We start from the raw sequence: 16,823 nt of genomic DNA on the forward strand, positions 1-16,823 counted from the left end.
GGAGGAATGAGGACGTCACGTTGCCTTCCGGACGCTTGGAAAGGAGTCCGACATGAAGACCTTCGTGCGTATCGCGGGATGTGTGGGGGCGCTGTGGGGATGCGCCGTGGCGGCCCAGGAGGACTTCCGCCCCAGCGCGGAGCGGGCCCAGGGCTATGTGGAGCCTTCGCGGGAGGACGAGCCGCGCCGGCAGAAGGAGTCCCGGCGCGCCGACACCGGGCTGTACGCGCAGCTGGGCGGCGGCGCGGAGGGCTACACCGGGCAGCTGGCGCCCCGCATGGAGGCGGGGTTCGCCTACGGGGCCGCGGTGGGCTACCGGCCCATTCCCTTCATGGCGGTGGAGCTCGGCTACAACGGCAGCGTCAATGACGTGGACATCGACGGCAACGGCCGCGGCGGCAGCCTGGGCAGCGGCCCGGACGTGGTGCGCAGCGGAGGCCAGGCGCTCGTCGTCGGCAACTTCACCGAAACCCGGCTGCAGCCCTACGCGGTGACGGGCCTGGGCATCGACGACTACAACATCCGCCACGACGCGCAGGGCCGCCTCTTCGGCTTCGAGGACGACACCAGCGGCTACGTGCCCGCGGGCCTGGGCCTGCGCTACCAGGTCAACAAGCTCATCACCGCCGACGCGCGCGTCAGCTACAACTTCCTCTTCGACCAGGGCTTCGCCCCCACCTCCGCGACGCCCAACGCCCTGGACGGCCGCTACATGGGGACGCTGCAGATTGGCGGCACCTATTAGGGGACGCGCGCGAGGCGTCCGGGCCGCGAGGGTCCGGACGCCTCGGGGGAGCGCGAGCCCCGCCCCGTCAGCCCTCGCTCACGAGGGCCGGTCGATGCCCAGCTTCGCCGCGGCCCACGTGCCCTGGAGCCACCGGGGGAGCTGGCCCTCGACCTTGCCCGCCTCCTGCTCGGTGAGCTGGGCCCGCAGCGCCGCGAAGACGCCGTGCAGCACCAGCCTCACGTTCTCCGGCTCGGCGTTCAGGTGGTTGGCCACCTGCAGGTAGAAGTCATCCCGGTCCACCTTGCCGCCCTCCCGCGCATGACGCGGGCACGCATCCAGCATTCCCCGCACGTCCTCCGGGAGCTGCTCGCGCAGCTGCCGCATCAGCCCGTCGGACAAGAGCTCCGACAGGCCACAGAACACCGCCTCCGCCGCGCGCTCGGCCTCGAAGTCCGGCAGCTGCGCGGACACCGCCGCCAGGAAGGACTTCCGGTCCGTCCCCACGCCCAGCCCCGACCACGACTGCGTCGTCTCCTGCTTCTGCATCGACATGCGCGTCTCCTCTCTCGCGCCTTCACCGTGGGGGCGCGAGCGCTGTCCGGCAGCAGACAAAGGGACTGCGTCCCGGCCGCACGCTCCGCGCGGGGCACGAGCGTTCGTGCATTCCCAAACATGGGAATCCTGTCCGCTCCTGGGACGTCCAACCATCCCAGGGACGGGCACCATGTCTGTCTTTGATTCGAGCGATGAAGAAGACTCATCGAACCGCACGCCCGGTCGCACCGCCCGTCGACGCCGCGTCCAGAACCGCACGGACTTCCGCGCGATTTGGAGAAAACCCGGCACCTCGCGTGCGAGCGAAATGGATGGAATGAAATGTCGTCGCAATTGTAATGGGCGCGCGACGTAGGTCGTCTGTGCGGCGACCGAGCCGCCTTCTCCTTCCCCCATGAATTGAGGAAAAAATGTATCGCATCGCCGTTGCCGCCTTGATGCTCGCCGCCACTGGTTGTGCCACCACGGGAGGCGGCGGGAGCCGCGAGGGCAACGCCAACGTCGCCGGGGTCATCAAGCTGCCGGAGACCGGGCTGGCCCAGGCGGGCAACCCGTGTGACCAGCTGCGCGTGGTGGTCGCTCACGCGAGCACGCCCACCGACGGCCTGGGTCACGGCATGGTGAAGTCCAGCCGCGGAAACCGCTGCTCCTTCACGGTGTCCGGCATCCCCAGCAACACCGAGCTGCAGATCAGCGCGGTGGCCGAGTCGGGCCTGAAGTGCGACAACGGCTCCGCGCCCAGCATCTCCCCGGAGCCGTCCGGGCTGAAGCTGAGCAACTACGCCACCGGCACGCGCGACTTCACCGTGAGCTGCGGCTCCTGAGCTCACCGTCGTTCGCCGTCCCCTGCCCTCTCCGCCCCGGTGTCGGGAGCGGAGCGGGCAGGTAGGCTCCAGGTCGTCCAGGAATTCCGGATTGATTCGCGCACCGAGGGGCGCGAAGCTTCCGGCAGACCGCCCGTGGAGCGGCGCGAGGTACCGGACCAGGCCGGGCCGCGACGGATGGTGAAGAAGGACGACCCGGTGATGATTTCGAGAAGCTGGCGCACCGCCCTGCTCGCCCTGAGCCTGGGTGGGATGGGGCTGGCGTGTGAGTCCGAGGAACCCTTCCCCACGCTGGACGAGCTGGACCAGCTGCGCAGCCTGCACTCGCTGTCGAGCCACCCGCGCCTGGACGCCACCAACCGCGTGGACGGGCTGGAGGCGGCGCGCACGCTGGGCAACGAGCTGTTCCGGGACCCGGGGCTGTCGCGCTGCGGCTCGGTGTCGTGCGAGAGCTGTCACACCGGCGAGGGCCGCACGGTGGAGACGCCGACGGCGGAGGGCTGCGGCGGCCAGCGCACGGAGAGAAACCCGCCCACCGTGCTGAACGTGCGGCACAACCGCTGGTTCATGTGGGACGGCCGGGCGGACTCGCTCTGGTCGCAGGCGATTCTCCCACTGACGAACCCGGTGGAGATGGACTCGGACGCGGAGGTGGTGCGCGCCCGGCTGCAGGCCCAGGACTCGTACCGCTCGCGCTACGTGGAGCTGTTCGGCGCGGACCCGGGCGCGGAGCCCGGCCCGGAGCTGATGGCCAACGTGGGCAAGGTGCTGGCGGCGTACGAGCGGGACCTGATGCGGGTGGAGGCGCCCTTCGACGTGGACGTGCGGCGCTTCCTGGCGGCGGTGGATGCGGGCACCGCGGAGAGCGACCCGGCGTACCTGGGCCTGAAGACCTTCGTGCGCAAGGGCCAGTGCATCGTGTGCCACAAGGGCCCGTCGCTGACGGACGAGCTGTTCCACAACGTGGGCCTTCAGGACAAGGGGCCGGGCGCGGGGGGACAGTGGGCGGTGCTGCAGTCGCTGCTGGACTGGGAGTTCAACGCGGCGGGGCGCTACAGCGATGACCGCAGCGGCGCGGACGCGCGGCGGCTCGCCACGCTGCGCACGCAGGCGAAGCAGGAGGAGCTGGAGGGCGCGTTCCGCACGCCGTCGCTGCGCAACGTGGCGTTGACGGCGCCGTACATGCACACCGGCGCGCAGGCCACGCTGGAGGAGGTCGTCGACTTCTACAACGAGGGCGGCGACCCGGACGGCACCTTCACGGGCAAGCGCACGGTGTCCATCGTCGCGCTGGACCTGACGGACGCGGAGAAGCGCGCGCTGGTGGAGCTGCTCAAGTCGCTGACCGGCACGCCGCGCTGACGAAGCCAGGGCCCTCGCGCGCGCGGTTCGCACGAGAGCCCGCCCCGGTGACGCGGGCCTTCAGCGCACCAGGTGGAAGTCCGTCTGACGCTTCCAGGCCCAGTGCACGCGGCCCTCGGCGTCGATGGTGATGTCCTCTTCCTGGGCGGAGCGCACGCGCTGGCCGTTCCACTCGGGGACGGCGCTCGTGGCCTGCAGCTCGATGGAGTACCACATGTTCGGCATGACCTTGTGGTCACCGTTGCCGGGCACGCCCTCCTGACGGTCCCACAGGCCCACCATGGCGCCGGCGCCGTGGCCGTGCAGGCCGATGGGGTGCGAGTAGATGGTGCCGTCGATGCCCTCGCTCGTCATGCGCTGACGGGCGCGCTGGAGGACCTCGTTGCCGGTGCGGCCAGGGACCAGCTCCTCGAAGACGATGTCCTGCAGGCGGTTGGACGTCTTGAGCGCGGCCTTGAGGCCCTGGGGCACGTCCGTCTCGCCCTCGCGCAGCACGTAGCCCATGTGCTGGGTGTCGGTGTTGAGGCGCAGGGCGGTGACGCCGTAGTCACAGTGGAGCACGTCGCCGCGCTGGATGACGGGGTCGTCGCCGAGCTGCTCGTCGGTGACGCCCTGGCGCTGCACGTCCACGGAGGGCTGGAACCAGGTCTCCAGGCCCAGGTCGGCCAGGCGCTGGCGCATCCACCACTCCACGTCCTTCACGCGGGTGGTGCCGGGGGTGATGACCTGGTTGGAGAAGGCGGTCTCGATGATGTTCCAGGCGAGCTTCGTCTGGTCCTCGTAGAAGCGCGCCTCGTCGGGGATGCGCCAGGCGAGCAGGTCCACGGGCAGGCCGCCGGCGGGCTTGAAGCGCTGGACCCAGTCGGGGCCGAGCGCCTCGGCCATGCCCTCGTACTCGCCATGGGAGAGGCCGTCCGCGAAGGCGAAGGTGCGCGAGATGTCGAGCGCGATGCTCTTGGGTTGCCGCTCCTCGAGCACCTGCTTGAGGACGAGCCACTGGTCGGGGCCCCACAGCTCCGCCTGGCGCAGGCCCTGGCCGCCGTGGCTGACCTGCTGCTGCGCGCGGCGCGGCACGTAGACACCGCCCTGGGGTCCACCGCCGAGCGCCAGGCGCTCCACGCCCTTCTCGGGGCCGCGGTCATGGAACACGTAGATGGTGCGGCGGCGGGCGGCGAACGTCGTGGGGGACACGAGCGCCTTGAAGACGGGGTCCTCGTTGTACTCGCGCATGGGGACGACCCACATCTCGACGCCGTACTTGCGCATGAGCTGGGGCAGGGCCGTGTCCATGCGCTCGCGCAGCCAGGCCTGTTGCCGCTCGGCCTGCTCGCGCAGCGTGCCGAAGGGGCGCTCGGGCGTGGAGGGCTTCACCGTCGCGGCGGGGGCATCCGGGGACTGAGAGGAGACGGAGGCGCATGCGGTGGAGAGCATGAGCGGTGCGAGGAGGCGGAGGCGGGTTCGCATGGGCGCGCAGTGTGGCACGCACGGCAGGGGCCGTCTCGCGTCGGCGCGTCCGGGGCTTCGTGGGTTGCGAGGCTTTCCGTGCGGGAGTGCTCACGCAGTCGCACGTGGGCACGGCTCAGGGTGTGAGCGATGGCGCACCGAGGCAGGCTTGACGCTCGGCGCCACAGGCCGCGTCGATGCGCGCGGCGTCGGGCGGGCGCTGACAGTCGCTGTCGAGCGCGGTGGTGAGCTCCTCGGTGCGGATGCGCATGCACTGGACGCAGCCGGACCTGGCGCCCTCGGCGCCCTCCAGCGTGGGCTCCACTTGCTGGTAGCTGTCGAGGACCTGGGCGACACAGGGCTCCTGCTCCAGCGTGGAGCCCGCGCAGGTGCGCGCGTGGGAGCACTGCGCGGTGGCCGAACGTTCGGCCCACTCGTCGTAGGTGAGCGTGGGGACGCCGTCACCACCGCAGCCGAGCAGTCCCAGTCCCACGACGATTCCGACGAGCCACCCGCGCATGCGGCGCATTCCAGCCGGAATCGTCCACGGCTGTCATCTGCGCTCGCCCCGTGAGCACGCGGGACACGTCCGTGCCACCGTCCGTCACCGCCGCGTGAGGCCCTCCGCGTGACACGGAGGCGCGTCACAGCGGTCCACGAAGCAAGGCGCGCACTGCAGCTCCCCACCGCAGCCATCCGGCACCGCGCCACACGCGCCCACGCGCGCCTCACACGTCACCGGCACGCAGCCCCCGGGCAGATACCGCTCGCCCGAGCCGAGCATGCCCGTCATCTCGTTCGCGCCCCCCACGAGCAACACCGCGCCGTCCGACAGCAGCAGCGCGTGCGAGAACCTCCGAGGCTCATCGAGCGCCGGCGCCGAGGACCACTGGCCCGTCATCGGGTTGAAGCGCTCCACGGACGTGAGCGCGCCCGTGGTGAAGTGCTCGCCGCCGAGCACCAGCACCATCCCCTCCTTCGTCACCACCGCCGCGTGGTGCTCGCGAGGCACGGACGGCGCGGCCACCAGCGTCCACAGGCCCGTCATCGGGTCATACAGCTCCGCCGTGCTCGAGGCGCGCGCCGTGGCGCCGCCGACCACGAGCACCCGTCCATCCGGCAGCGCCGTCACGGAGTGCCCCACGCGATGGGTCCCCGCCGCGCCTCCCGTCAGGCCCGCCTTCTCCCAGCGCCCCGTGGCCACGTCGTAGAGCTCCGCCTGGAGCCCGCTCGCGAAGAGCACCTTGCCCTGCCCGAGCACCACCGCCGTCCCCGCGCCTCCTCGCACGAAGCCCGGGGGCGTCGCGGGCACCCACGTGCCCGTCTCCGGCTGGAACAACTCCGCCGAGCGCAGCGGCCGACGGTCCGCGTCCGTGCCGCCCGCGACCAGCACGCGGCCATCCGGCAGCAGCACCACGGCAGGGTCATTGCGCGGCTCGGACATCGGCGCCACCACCGTCCACTGTCCCGTGGTCGGCTCGTACACCTCCGCGTCCGCCAGCGCGCTCGGCGCGGCGACCTGGGCACCGCCCACCACCAGCACCCGCCCATCCAACAGGCGCACCGCCGCGTGGTTGCGACGCGACCTGTTCAGCGCGCCCGTCGCGCGCCACAGCCCCGTCTCCGGCTCGAACACCTCGCAGCTCGCGAGCGTGCGCTGACCATCATGCCCACCCGCGGCCAGCACGCGGCCATCCGCCAGCGTGACGAACGGCAACAGCTTGCGCGGCGTCAGCAGACGCAGCGGCACGGCGACGGCGTCCCGAGCGCCCTCGTCCGGACGCGGAGCGGCGCCGCACGAGAACACCAGCGCGCACAGCGCCACGCCCAGGAAGGATGTCGGAACACGTCGCATGGAGCCCACTCGCCTCGCAGGTCGAAGAGAGCCCGTGTAGCCTGACGGTCTGACATTCCAGGGATGTCCAACCTGAGTGATTCCGGACGCTTGACCCGCCTGAAGGGTCGGGCGTCAGACCCTCGCGGAGGAGGTCCCGCGAGCCGCTCAGTGGCGCACGGAGTCGTCGTCCCCGAGGGCTGGCGTGTTCACCGGCTCGGCGTCCATGCCGCGGGAGCTTCGGGGTGGGAGCGCGCCGCCGTCGTCATCCACCTCGAGCTTCAACAGCGGATGGTCCGCGTTGGCGAGGTACACGTCGTCGGCGCTGACGTAGTCCACGTCGCGGAACTCCACGAGGTAGTCGCGGCGAGGCACGGGCACCAGGCCCTGCTCGAGCTCGAAGTGGATGTCACCGACCGCGGCGACGCGCCCCAGCTTGCGCCCATCCGCGGTCCTCACCGTCATTCCCTCACGCACTTCGCCGGACTGAATCATCGGACCTCCTCGCGGCCACACCGTGCCCTCGTCAGGGAGAACCTGCGGGCACCGGGTGGCCGATGACAGTCCGAGGGAGCAGGCGAGGAGGCGCTCGCGCCAGGGCTCACGGACCGAGGAGCGGCGAGGCGACCCACGTAGGCCCAGGGCCTCGGGCTGCTTCGAGCACGGAAGGGCGAGCGCGCCCCTCGGACATTTCAAGGGGCGGCCAGGAGCGCAGGAGCCCCTCCCCGCGGTCTGCCCTGTCCGGGGTCATGTCGGGAGGAAGGACAGCGGCCGAGAGGTCGCCGGGGTCCGCGGCGGGCGGGCGGGCCCTGCCCGCATGAAGCGCAGATGCCTACTTTCCGTCACGGGAGGTGCGGCATGTTACTGGAGCTCTCCGAGGTAGAGGGACGCGAGCTGAAGCAGGCATTGGACACGGCGTTGCGTGAGCTGCTCGACGAGATTTCCCGGACGGACCAGCGGGCCTACCGCGACATGCTGCGCGAGCGGCATGACCGGCTGGAGCAGTTGAACCGTCGGTTGGAGATGTCGTTGGAGGGCAATCCCGTCTACGCCTGAGCGAGTGGAGCGCCAGGGCGGCGGCTCGCGGGCCATGCGCGCGAGTGACAGCGATTGGTCGTCGTGCGCGGAGGGGCGCACCTTCCTTGGGAAGGACCGAGGGAGGCCGCGCCATGATTCCGCAGAACATCCTCCAGTACCTGGAGCGTCACCAGATTCCCTTCGAGCGAAGACCGCACCTGCGAGCCATCACCGCGCAGGCGCTCGCACAGTCGCTGCACGTCAGCGGCTTCCAGGTGGCCAAGTCGGTCATCCTCCGCTCGGAGGACTCGTTCTGGATTTGTGTCGTGGGAGCGCCGGACACGGTGGACGTGGACCGCGTCGCGGAGGTGACGGGCGCGAAGGGCTTGCGGCTCGCGGACGAGTCGGAGTTCGCCCACCTCTTCCCCGACTGCGAGGTGGGCGCGGAGCCACCGTTCGGCAGGCGGTATGGGTTGCCGGTGGTGGTGGACGGGCACCTGGGCGAGGCGGAGACGCTGCTGTTCCGCGCGGGCTCGCACGATGAAGCGCTGGAGCTGCGCTTCGCGGACTTCGTGGGCGTGGAGGCGCCGTACCTCGGCGCCATCGTCCATGACCGCCCGGGAGAGGCTCGGAGGCTCCCGTTCGACAGAGAAGCGCTCCAGCCCGACTATTGAGCGAGCGCGCGGCCCGTGCGCGCATCGAAGCGGCGCAGCCTGGACGCATCGAAGCGCAGCGCGACCTCCGCGCCTGACGCCGCGCGGAAGTCACCGGGTGCACGGGCCACCAGGTGCTCACCGCCCACGTCCACGGTCACCCAGCTCTCGGCGCCCATGGGTTCCACCAGGTACACGCGGCCCGTCAGCGCGCTGTCCGTCGATGGGGACGCCATCACTTCCAGGTGTTCCGGGCGCAGGCCCAGCACCACCTCCTCTCCGGCGAGTCCCAGGGTCCGGGGCTTGAGCTGGTTGATGCGAGGCGAGCCGAAGAAGCCCGCGACGAAGAGGTTCGCGGGGGCGTCATACAGCTCGCGCGGTGGAGCCACCTGCTGCACCTCGCCCTGGCTCATCACGACGACGCGGTCGGAGAGCGTCATGGCCTCGGCCTGGTCATGGGTGACGTAGATGAAGGTGGCCTGGAGTCGCTCGTGCAGCTTCTTGATTTCGCCGCGCATCTGGGTGCGCAGGGCGGCGTCGAGGTTGGAGAGGGGCTCGTCGAACAGGAACACCTTGGGGCGGCGCACGAGGGCGCGACCCAGGGCCACGCGTTGGCGCTGTCCACCGGACAGCTCCTTCGGGCGACGCGAGAGCAGGGCCTCCAGGCCGAGCACCGAGGCGACCTCGCGCACGCGAGCATCGATGTCCGAGCGAGGAAGGCCGGCGACCTCCAGCGGGAAGGCGAGGTTCCGGGCCACATCCAAGTGGGGATAGAGGGCGTAGCTCTGGAAGACCATGGCGATGTCCCGCTCCTTGGGGGACATGCCGTTCACGACAGTGCCATCGATGCGCAGCGTTCCGGAGGACAGCTCCTCCAGCCCGGCGATGAGGTTGAGGGTGGTGGACTTTCCGCAGCCGGACGGGCCGACGAGTGACACGAACTCGCCGTCGGCGATGTGGAGCGTCACACCCTTCACGGCGGCGACGCCGCCCCGGTACACCTTGCGTACATCCTCCAGGGACACCGTCGCCACGCGGCTAGGCCTCCCCGAGGCCCGAAGCCCGGGCCCATGTCGTCCAAGTCGAAGCTGTCGTCCGAGGGTGCATGACCCCGGAGCATCGCCACGACACCCCGCACGGCAAGCGCGATGTCACGGCGACGTGCACCGGCTGACAACTCCCGGGCCTTCCACCCCTCCAGCGTGTCCTGCGTGAGCATCTCGTGGAGTTCTCGGAGCCAGGCCGCTCCTTCGCAGTGACTCCATCGCCTGGAAGGCGCCTGGTGCGAGGCTGACGCCCCTTGAGCAGCCTCTCCTTGGCGACCTTGCGAGTGGTCGAGGCCGCGGTCAGACGGGAGAGCATCGGCGGCGAGTTCATCGCGCTCGATGGCGTCATTCATGCGTGACGCTCGGAGCCCGACCAGCCGGCTCCGAGCGCTCACTGCCTCGGGGCTACAGGCGCGGCAGGCACGACAGGCCGGGGACCGGCCCGTAGATGTTCGAGCCGGACTGCATCAGGATGTACTTGTTGACGCCATACCCGAATGGGCTCGTGTCGCCGTAGCAGGTCCGGTAGCGGTAGGTGCCGAAGAGCGGACCGAAGCCTATCATGAACACATTGCCATCCAGATAGACGTGCAGGTGGCCGGCTCCCGGCGACGCGTTCAGGTATTCGCTGAGCTGCCAATCCACGACGAACGGGCCCTGGAGTTGGTTGCAATCGGTCCGGATGAGGCCGTCCTGGCAACTGAAGTAGTCCATGCGGAGGGCAGGCCCGAAGCCGATCCGCGTATAGGCGGTGTATGCATTGAGGGAGATCTCGAGGGCGGATGACTCCGGCGAGTTCTGCCAGTGGCCTACCAGATGCGCCTTGCTGAAGAAGGGACCATCGTCCGACTGGGCAGACGCGGCCTGGGGCAGGGCGATGAGGCACACGAGACCGAGCAACAGCGTGGCGGAACGGCTGTTCATCATAACACTCCTGTGATGGTGAAAGGGCGCGTTGACGTGCCCGCTACCATACGCACGGGCAGTACATCATTGAGTGGGCCGCCATCACGATGTATGAATTTCGGACGCCCGTGTGTGGACTGGCCGACGCCGTCCGGGGCGCGTTAGGCCATACAGACTGGCGGGCGGAGAGGGAAAGGCAGACCCCGCATCGCGGCCATGGTTGGGTTCTCTCGGAGACGCTGATGTCCCACTCCTTGGGGCACATGCCGTTCACGACCTCTCCGTCGATGCGCAGCGTGCCGGAGGACAGCTCCTCCAGTCCGACGACAACTACCGGGCCTTCTTCCGCTCCATCACCTGCTGGAGCCCGGAGACCGGAGAGAAGGAGTACGCACGTCCGACCCGGACCTTCCGCAGCAATCCCGCCGCCTCCAGGTCGAGCAGGTCCTGCCGGGCGGTCTGGTACACCACGGAATGCTGCCGCCGATAGGAGTCGATGTCATAGCGCGCCGTGGGGTGGCGCAGCGCATGAAGCAGCAGCTCGCGCTGCCGATGGTTCAGGTCGACTTCTCTCCGGAGGATCTGCTCCGCGTGAAGCGCCTCCTCCTGCTTGCGCCTCAGATAGACATAGAGGTCCTCGGTCGCATAGCGGAGCACCTCCAATTGGTGCAGCAGGAAATAGGTCAAGTCATTGCTGTCCGTCTCGGTGAACAGGAACGCGCGACCGTACTTCACCGGGGCACGCTGCAGGATGCGGGAGATGGGGAGGAACTCGGCAATCCAATATCCCTGCCGGATCATGCTCCAGTAGAAGAGTGCTCTCGCGGTCCGTCCGTTCCCGTCGACGAAGGGATGCTCGTACCCCAGCGCGAAGTGCAGCGCGATGGCGCGCACCACGGGGTGGACGAAGCCGTTCGCTCCTTCCTCGTTGGCGAAGGCACAGAGCGCCTTGAGCCGCTCCGGCAACGCCTCCGCCTCGGGAGGGATGTGGAGAACCTCTCCATCCCCCTGGTCCATCACCGTGACCTGCTCGTCCGCACGTCGAAGCCGTCCGACTTCATCGGCCTCCAACGTGTCCTGAGTGAGGATCTCGTGGAGCTCCCGGAGGAAGGAGATGGAGAGTCGCTCCTTCGTCTGCCTTCTCAGCCACTCCATCGCCTGGAAGTTGTTGGAGATCATCCGCTCGCTCTTCGTGCGCGGCTGACGCTTCTCGACCAGCATCTCCTTGGCGACCTTGCGCGTGGTCGAGGCGCCCTCGAGCTGGCTGGAGGTGATGGCCTCCTCCATGAGCGAGCGGACGATGTAGCGCTCCTGGATTTCCTTGTCGCCCAACTGGGGGGCGGTCGACTCCAGGTGATTGCCCAGCTCACGGTCGATGCGATGGAGCCCTTCGAGCACGTTGCCCGGAGTCGCATAGCAGAACGGACGCCCCTGCTTGTCCCTCAGGGCAAGGGGGGCTCTCATCGCCCGCCGGGTCATGTCGATCTGAAACCACCACTCCCGATGGGTCAGCCCCACGGGGACCGGGTGACGCCGCAGCTCGTCCCAATGCAGGTAGCGCCCCTCCACCTCGGCCTGCCCCGGTCGGGCCAGCAGCTCCAGCGTACGCGCCACCTCCCAGGGTGCCCTCCCCTGAAGGATCTCCTTGGAATCAGGAGGGATTTCCGGCATCCGCATGGACGAAAAGTACCAGCAACTACTAATTACCGCATGAAATTAGTAGTTCATGCCGAAGTCGGGGGACAGGCCTCCACCCGCCCACCCCATCCCACACTCCCAGTCAAAGCCTCTCCCGCCAGGGACAGGCCCCCGTGCTAGCGTCCGGGAACATCTGACGCGAGGCCCGTTCCATGGGTCCGCACGTCCTGACGCTTGGGGGAAACAGGCATGTCATCCGACACCATCACACTCATCAAGGGCCAGGGGCCCCTCGTGCTCCCGCAGAAGCCGCACCTGCGCCTGGCCAGCGGCAACTTCTGGCCCGAGGAAGTGGACGGCCGCGAGAAGCAGCTCACCGCGGGCCTCTTCATCATCGACACCCGCACCTCCCCCTCCAAGCAGGACCACGTGCGCGTCCACGCCTCCCAGGTCGTCGAGGTCGACGGAGCGAAGCTGGAGATCCTCGAGGTCCGTGGCGAGAACGGCCAGGAAGCCGCCATCCACCTCAAGGTCCGCTAGCCCCCCCGCACCGCAAGTGCGGGCCCCACGCAACTCGGGGCAGTGCCGTTGAGATAATCCAGACATCCACCACCGTCCTTGGGGGACGGCGGTCCCAAGTTCAAAGTCAGTCGCATCGAGGGGGAGTACGTTCATGAGCTTCAAGATTGGGAATGAAGGGTCCCGCGTCACCCAGACCACCCGCAAGGAAACCGAGGCGGTGCGTCCGGAGGTGAAGAAGCAGGAGGTCCGCGAGACGAAGCCCGAGTGGGCCAGCGGACGCAGCCAGGACGGGATGCTGCCTCCCAGCCGCCGCGAGCAGTTCGCCGCCGCGCTCGGACAGACCTTCCAGGCCAGCGGCGCCGAGACGCCGAAGACCAAGGACCCCAAGGCGCTCGACACGAACGTCACCTACGGTCAGGTCAAGAACGGCAGCGTCTTCGAGGCCGGCACCGACGGCACCAAGGCCCACTGGAACGACGTGCAGCAGGGCCAGATTGGCGACTGCTACCTGATGACCTCCATGGGCGCCATCGCCCGCGCCAACCCGGCCCTCATCGAGAACATGGTCAAGGGCCCGGACGCGTCCGGCAACTACACCGTCACCTTCCAGGACAAGGGCAAGCCGGTGAACATCACCGTCACCCCCGACCTGCCCCTCAACGCCAGCGGTGACCCGGCCTACGCCGGCACCCCGCAGGAGAACGGCAAGGCGGAGCTGTGGCCGGCCCTGGTCGAGAAGGCCTATGCCCAGTGGAAGGGCGGCTACCCCGAAATCGTCCACGGCAACAGCGCCAAGGCGATGGAGGCCATCACCGGCAAGAAGAGCAGCAGCCTGGACGTCGACAGCACCACGCTGGCCGACCTGGACGCGCGCCTCAAGGCCGGCGAGGCCCTCACCGCGGGCACGCACGACGACATCAAGTTCCTCGGCATCGACCTGCCGGACGGCACCGACGGCGCGCGCTACAAGGACGGCACGCTGGTGGCGGACCACGAGTACTTCATCACCGGCGTGGACACCAAGGCCGGCACCGTCACGCTGCGCAACCCCTGGGGCGCCGGCACGCCGGACATCGTGCTGACCGAGAAGGAGTTCCAGGAGTCCTTCCAGTACGCCAACAGCAACCCCACCAAGTGAGTCCCCGGGCGTCGCGCGGCTACACCGGTCTGGCGCTGGCCCTCGGGCTGGTGCTGACCGGGTGCGCCCGCGAGACGCCCGCCGTGGCGCCGTCCTCCGAGGCGGCGCCCGGCGTCATCACCCTGACGAAGAACCACGGGCCCCTCCAGGTCACGCCCCGCCTGAGCCTGGCCACGGGCAACTTCTGGCCCGAGGGCACCGACGCGGGCACCCGCGAGCCCACCGCCGCGCTGTTCATCTTCGACGCGAACCTCCAGCCCCCCTCGCAGCAGCACGTGCGCGTGCGCGCGGGGCAGACGGTGGAGGCCGCGGGCTCGGTGCTGGAAATCTCCGAGGTCATCGACCGGGGAGACGACCAGCGCCTGCGGCTCAAGCTCCGCGCGCCCTGAGTCTTCCGGAGACAGCGTGAATAACCCGGGGGCCCGCGCGTCGGACGCCCACCTTCATTCCCCCGTGGAGCCCTCATGCGTCTGGTCCTCGCCCCGCTCGCCCTCGCCGGTCTGCTGCTGCCCCTGCACGCGGACGCCGCCACGCTGCGCTGTGGCAACAACCTCATCTCCGATGGGGCCACCACCACCGACGCCGTCATCAAGTGCGGCGAGCCCCTGTCCAAGCAGCGCCGCACCGAGTCCACCTCCACCAAGGAGCGGGTGCGCGAGGGCAAGGAGGAGTCCTCGACCTCGAAGACCGTCACGGTCGAGGTCGAGGAGTGGACCTACAACTTCGGCCCCAACCGCCTCATGCAGGTGGTGACCTTCACCGACGGCAAGCTGACCGACGTGCGCAGCACGGTCTACGGCAAGTAGCAGACCCTCGCGCTACACCGTCGCCGCCAGCGCCCGGCCCGCCGCGCGTCCCGAGAAGATGCACCCGCCCAGGAAGGTTCCCTCGAGCGCGCGGTAGCCGTGCACGCCGCCGCCGCCGAACCCGGCCACCTCGCCCGCCGCGTAGAGCCCAGGCACCAGCTTGCCCTCGGCGCCGAACACGCGGCTGGACAGGTCCGTCTCGAAGCCGCCCAGCGTCTTGCGCGTGAGGATGTTCAGCTTCACGCCGATGAGCGGCGCGGCCTTCGGGTCCAGCAGCCGGTGCAGCTTCGCGGTGCGCACCAGCTGGTCTCCCCGGTAGTTGCGTGCCTGGCGAATCGCGGCGATCTGCAGGTCCTTGCCGAACGGATTGTCCAGCTGCCTGTCCCTCGCGAGCACCTCGCGCTCCACCGTGGCGAAGTCGAGCAGCTTCGTGTCGGTCTTCTCGTTCATCTTCGCCACCAGCGTGCGCAGGTCCTCGGCGACGACGAAGTCCGCGCCGTGCTCCTTGAACGCCTCCACCGGGCCCATGGCCTTCTTGCCCACGGCGCGGTTGAGCACGCCCTTCCAGTCCTTGCCCGTGAGGTCCGGGTTCTGCTCGGAGCCGGAGAGCGCGAACTCCTTCTTCAAGATGGACTGGTTCAGCACGAACCACGAGTAGTCGTGCCCCGTCTTCAGGATGTGCTCCAGCGTCCCCAGCGTGTCGAAGCCCGGGTACAGCGGCGGCGGCAGGCGCTTGCCCGTGGCGTCCAGCCACAGCGAGCTGGGCCCCGGCAGGATGCGGATGCCGTGGCGCGGCCAGATGGGGTTCCAGTTGCGCAAGCCCTCCGTGTAGTGCCACATGCGGTCGCGGTTGATGACCCGTCCGCCCGCGGACTCGGTGATGGCAATCATCCGTCCGTCCACATGGTCGGGCACGCCCTGCACCATGAACGCGGGCGCGGGGCCCAGGCGCGACGGCCAGCTCTTGCGCACCAGCTCGTGGTTGCCGCCGATGCCGCCCGAGGTGACGACGACGGCCGACGCGCGCACCTCGAAGTCGCCCACCGTGTCGCGCGAGCTCTTCACGCCGCGCTCCACGTCCGAGGGCACCAACGTCATGCCCCGCACGCCGACGACGGCGCCGCCCTCGGTGAGCAGCTCGTCCACGCGATGGCGGAACAGGAACGTCAGCGTCCCCTTCTTGCGCGCCTCCTCGGCGCGCCTCACGAAGGGCGCGAGCACGCCGGGCCCGGTGCCCCACGTGACGTGGAAGCGCGGCACGGAGTTGCCGTGGCCCACGGCGCCGTAGCCCCCGCGCTCGGCCCAGCCGACGACGGGGAACCAGCGCAGGCCCTGGTTGTAGAGCCACGGGCGCATCTCGCCGGCGGCGAAGTCCACGAAGGCCTCGGCCCACTTGCGGGGCCAGTGGTCCTCCTCGCGGTCGAAGCCCGCGGTGCCCAGCCAGTCCTCGAGCGCGAGCGCGTGCGAGTCATGGATGCCCATGCGCCGCTGCTCGGGCGAGTCCACCAGGAACAGACCGCCGAAGGACCAGAACGCCTGTCCTCCCAGGTTCTGCTCGCCCTCCTGGTCCACGACGATGACGCGCTTGCCCGCGTCGGCGAGCTCCGTCGCGGCGACGAGCCCCGCCAGCCCCGCGCCCACGACGATGACGTCCGCTTGCTGTCCCATCCGGAGCCTCCAACCCACGAGGAAGGCCCCGGATGATAGGGGAAGCGCGCGCGTCCGTCCGCGTCGGCGTCACGCCTCAGCCGTCGAATCGCACCTGGACGTGCGCGGACGGCTCGAAGTGCAGCACCACACAGTCGCCCTCGCTCCCGTCTTCCCACGCCAGCATGGCCAGCTCCGCGGGCGCATCGAGCGCGACGATGGGGTGATGCCACACACCCCGGTGATAGTTCACACCCTCACCGGGACCGCAGATGAACGCCTCCAGGCGCTCCAGGTCCGGACCGCCCGAGGGCGCCGTCGGCGCGACGCACACCAGGTAGCGCTCGCAGCGCATGGGCAGGAACACCTGGCTGGAGTACGGGTGGTGCTCCAGCAGCTTCACGGTGAACGGCAGGGAGCGCGCCACCGAGCGGAACACCGCGAGGTTGGGCCTCGCGGACTCGCGAGCGTTCTCCAGCTTCGCGGACCAGTCGAAGCGCACCGCGGTGCCCTGGTTCGCGAGCGCGCCGGGTCCGAGCCCCGCGCTGACCACGTCGCCGTAGGGCGCGAAGCCCTCGGGGGTCAGTGGCCGCGCGACCAGGACTCGGGGCACGTCTGGATGCTCACGCATTGGTAGATGGGTGGCGCGGTACCGGTCAGCGGCCCGTTTCCACCCGCCTCCTTTCAAACCGTACGTGCGGTTTT

The 16,823-nt window shown here is 69.5% G+C and carries 19 protein-coding genes; 9 read left to right on the forward strand and 10 right to left on the reverse strand.

Going from position 1 to position 16,823, the window contains the following annotated elements; all coding sequences use genetic code 11:
- Positions 1 to 52 precede the first annotated feature (52 nt).
- A complete protein-coding gene (locus tag K8640_RS31630; protein ID WP_223750491.1) occupies positions 53 to 745 on the forward strand; it encodes a hypothetical protein in 693 nt (230 codons plus the stop codon).
- A 78-nt stretch (positions 746 to 823) separates the two neighbouring features.
- On the opposite strand, the gene K8640_RS31635 is transcribed toward K8640_RS31630, so the two are convergent.
- The gene (locus K8640_RS31635) at positions 824 to 1,279 is read right to left on the reverse strand and encodes a DUF2267 domain-containing protein (protein WP_223750492.1); all 456 of its coding nucleotides are present in this window, start codon (positions 1,277 to 1,279) and stop codon (positions 824 to 826) included.
- Between the two features lie 413 nt (positions 1,280 to 1,692).
- Between K8640_RS31635 and K8640_RS31640 the strand changes: the two genes are divergently transcribed.
- Entirely contained in the window at positions 1,693 to 2,106 is a 414-nt protein-coding gene (locus tag K8640_RS31640; RefSeq protein WP_223750493.1) for a hypothetical protein, read from the forward strand.
- A gap of 201 nt (positions 2,107 to 2,307) precedes the next feature.
- Complete coding sequence (locus K8640_RS31645) at positions 2,308 to 3,468, forward strand: cytochrome-c peroxidase (RefSeq protein WP_223750509.1); 1,161 nt, start codon at positions 2,308 to 2,310, stop codon at positions 3,466 to 3,468.
- A gap of 60 nt (positions 3,469 to 3,528) precedes the next feature.
- On the opposite strand, the gene K8640_RS31650 is transcribed toward K8640_RS31645, so the two are convergent.
- The 4 genes from K8640_RS31650 to K8640_RS31665 form a co-directional block, all read right to left on the reverse strand.
- Positions 3,529 to 4,932: a M24 family metallopeptidase gene (locus tag K8640_RS31650; RefSeq protein ID WP_370640418.1), complete on the reverse strand. Its 1,404-nt coding sequence runs from the start codon at positions 4,930 to 4,932 to the stop codon at positions 3,529 to 3,531.
- Between the two features lie 115 nt (positions 4,933 to 5,047).
- A complete protein-coding gene (locus K8640_RS31655; RefSeq protein ID WP_223750495.1) occupies positions 5,048 to 5,431 on the reverse strand; it encodes a hypothetical protein in 384 nt (127 codons plus the stop codon).
- 84 nt (positions 5,432 to 5,515) lie between these two features.
- On the reverse strand, positions 5,516 to 6,766 hold the full coding sequence (locus K8640_RS31660; protein WP_223750496.1) for a kelch repeat-containing protein: 1,251 nt from the start codon (positions 6,764 to 6,766) through the stop codon (positions 5,516 to 5,518).
- Between the two features lie 147 nt (positions 6,767 to 6,913).
- Positions 6,914 to 7,240 (reverse strand): DUF2171 domain-containing protein, encoded by a 327-nt coding sequence (locus K8640_RS31665; RefSeq protein ID WP_141332421.1) that lies wholly within the window; start codon positions 7,238 to 7,240, stop codon positions 6,914 to 6,916.
- 363 nt (positions 7,241 to 7,603) lie between these two features.
- On the opposite strand from K8640_RS31665, the gene K8640_RS31670 reads away from it, so the two are divergent.
- Both K8640_RS31670 and K8640_RS31675 read left to right on the forward strand, forming a co-directional pair.
- The gene (locus K8640_RS31670) at positions 7,604 to 7,801 is read left to right on the forward strand and encodes a hypothetical protein (RefSeq protein WP_223750497.1); all 198 of its coding nucleotides are present in this window, start codon (positions 7,604 to 7,606) and stop codon (positions 7,799 to 7,801) included.
- Between the two features lie 113 nt (positions 7,802 to 7,914).
- Positions 7,915 to 8,436, forward strand: coding sequence for an aminoacyl-tRNA deacylase (locus tag K8640_RS31675; protein ID WP_223750498.1), 522 nt, complete (start codon positions 7,915 to 7,917; stop codon positions 8,434 to 8,436).
- On the opposite strand, the gene K8640_RS31680 is transcribed toward K8640_RS31675, so the two are convergent.
- The 3 genes from K8640_RS31680 to K8640_RS31690 form a co-directional block, all read right to left on the reverse strand.
- Complete coding sequence (locus tag K8640_RS31680; protein ID WP_223750499.1) at positions 8,430 to 9,449, reverse strand: ABC transporter ATP-binding protein; 1,020 nt, start codon at positions 9,447 to 9,449, stop codon at positions 8,430 to 8,432. The two genes, K8640_RS31675 and K8640_RS31680, sit on opposite strands and share 7 nt — an antisense overlap.
- 417 nt (positions 9,450 to 9,866) lie before the next feature.
- Complete coding sequence (locus tag K8640_RS31685) at positions 9,867 to 10,385, reverse strand: hypothetical protein (RefSeq protein WP_223750500.1); 519 nt, start codon at positions 10,383 to 10,385, stop codon at positions 9,867 to 9,869.
- A 312-nt stretch (positions 10,386 to 10,697) separates the two neighbouring features.
- Positions 10,698 to 11,981, reverse strand: a complete 1,284-nt coding sequence (locus K8640_RS31690) for a Fic family protein (protein ID WP_223750501.1) — start codon at positions 11,979 to 11,981, stop codon at positions 10,698 to 10,700.
- Positions 11,982 to 12,254: 273 nt separating this feature from the next.
- Here K8640_RS31690 and K8640_RS31695 point away from each other — a divergent pair, with 273 nt between their 5' ends.
- The 4 genes from K8640_RS31695 to K8640_RS31710 all read left to right on the forward strand — a co-directional run bounded on the left by K8640_RS31695 (position 12,255) and on the right by K8640_RS31710 (position 14,471).
- Positions 12,255 to 12,545, forward strand: a complete 291-nt coding sequence (locus K8640_RS31695) for a hypothetical protein (protein ID WP_046717013.1) — start codon at positions 12,255 to 12,257, stop codon at positions 12,543 to 12,545.
- A 133-nt stretch (positions 12,546 to 12,678) separates the two neighbouring features.
- The gene (locus tag K8640_RS31700) at positions 12,679 to 13,665 is read left to right on the forward strand and encodes a C2 family cysteine protease (protein ID WP_223750502.1); all 987 of its coding nucleotides are present in this window, start codon (positions 12,679 to 12,681) and stop codon (positions 13,663 to 13,665) included.
- Positions 13,662 to 14,054, forward strand: a complete 393-nt coding sequence (locus tag K8640_RS31705) for a hypothetical protein (protein WP_223750503.1) — start codon at positions 13,662 to 13,664, stop codon at positions 14,052 to 14,054. Before K8640_RS31700 ends, K8640_RS31705 begins: the two co-directional genes overlap by 4 nt.
- A 75-nt stretch (positions 14,055 to 14,129) precedes the next feature.
- A complete protein-coding gene (locus K8640_RS31710; RefSeq protein ID WP_223750504.1) occupies positions 14,130 to 14,471 on the forward strand; it encodes a DUF2845 domain-containing protein in 342 nt (113 codons plus the stop codon).
- 12 nt (positions 14,472 to 14,483) lie between these two features.
- On the opposite strand, the gene K8640_RS31715 is transcribed toward K8640_RS31710, so the two are convergent.
- Positions 14,484 to 16,139: an FAD-binding dehydrogenase gene (locus tag K8640_RS31715; protein ID WP_223750505.1), complete on the reverse strand. Its 1,656-nt coding sequence runs from the start codon at positions 16,137 to 16,139 to the stop codon at positions 14,484 to 14,486.
- 76 nt (positions 16,140 to 16,215) lie between these two features.
- A complete protein-coding gene (locus K8640_RS31720; protein WP_223750506.1) occupies positions 16,216 to 16,731 on the reverse strand; it encodes an ureidoglycolate lyase in 516 nt (171 codons plus the stop codon).
- Between the last annotated feature and the right edge of the window lie 92 nt (positions 16,732 to 16,823).

This window comes from Myxococcus sp. XM-1-1-1 (assembly GCF_020037095.1).
Classification (GTDB): domain Bacteria; phylum Myxococcota; class Myxococcia; order Myxococcales; family Myxococcaceae; genus Myxococcus; species Myxococcus fulvus.

Coding starts and splice junctions, on each gene's coding strand:
- K8640_RS31655 (WP_223750495.1), bottom strand. CDS start 5,431: ATGCGCGGGTGGCTCGTCGGAATCGTCGTGGGACTGGGACTGCTCGGC.
- K8640_RS31695 (WP_046717013.1), top strand. CDS start 12,255: ATGTCATCCGACACCATCACACTCATCAAGGGCCAGGGGCCCCTCGTG.
- K8640_RS31710 (WP_223750504.1), top strand. CDS start 14,130: ATGCGTCTGGTCCTCGCCCCGCTCGCCCTCGCCGGTCTGCTGCTGCCC.
- K8640_RS31665 (WP_141332421.1), bottom strand. CDS start 7,240: ATGATTCAGTCCGGCGAAGTGCGTGAGGGAATGACGGTGAGGACCGCG.
- K8640_RS31675 (WP_223750498.1), top strand. CDS start 7,915: ATGATTCCGCAGAACATCCTCCAGTACCTGGAGCGTCACCAGATTCCC.
- K8640_RS31700 (WP_223750502.1), top strand. CDS start 12,679: ATGAGCTTCAAGATTGGGAATGAAGGGTCCCGCGTCACCCAGACCACC.
- K8640_RS31660 (WP_223750496.1), bottom strand. CDS start 6,766: ATGCGACGTGTTCCGACATCCTTCCTGGGCGTGGCGCTGTGCGCGCTG.
- K8640_RS31640 (WP_223750493.1), top strand. CDS start 1,693: ATGTATCGCATCGCCGTTGCCGCCTTGATGCTCGCCGCCACTGGTTGT.
- K8640_RS31685 (WP_223750500.1), bottom strand. CDS start 10,385: ATGAACAGCCGTTCCGCCACGCTGTTGCTCGGTCTCGTGTGCCTCATC.
- K8640_RS31715 (WP_223750505.1), bottom strand. CDS start 16,139: ATGGGACAGCAAGCGGACGTCATCGTCGTGGGCGCGGGGCTGGCGGGG.
- K8640_RS31635 (WP_223750492.1), bottom strand. CDS start 1,279: ATGTCGATGCAGAAGCAGGAGACGACGCAGTCGTGGTCGGGGCTGGGC.
- K8640_RS31650 (WP_370640418.1), bottom strand. CDS start 4,932: ATGCGAACCCGCCTCCGCCTCCTCGCACCGCTCATGCTCTCCACCGCA.
- K8640_RS31645 (WP_223750509.1), top strand. CDS start 2,308: ATGATTTCGAGAAGCTGGCGCACCGCCCTGCTCGCCCTGAGCCTGGGT.
- K8640_RS31670 (WP_223750497.1), top strand. CDS start 7,604: ATGTTACTGGAGCTCTCCGAGGTAGAGGGACGCGAGCTGAAGCAGGCA.
- K8640_RS31630 (WP_223750491.1), top strand. CDS start 53: ATGAAGACCTTCGTGCGTATCGCGGGATGTGTGGGGGCGCTGTGGGGA.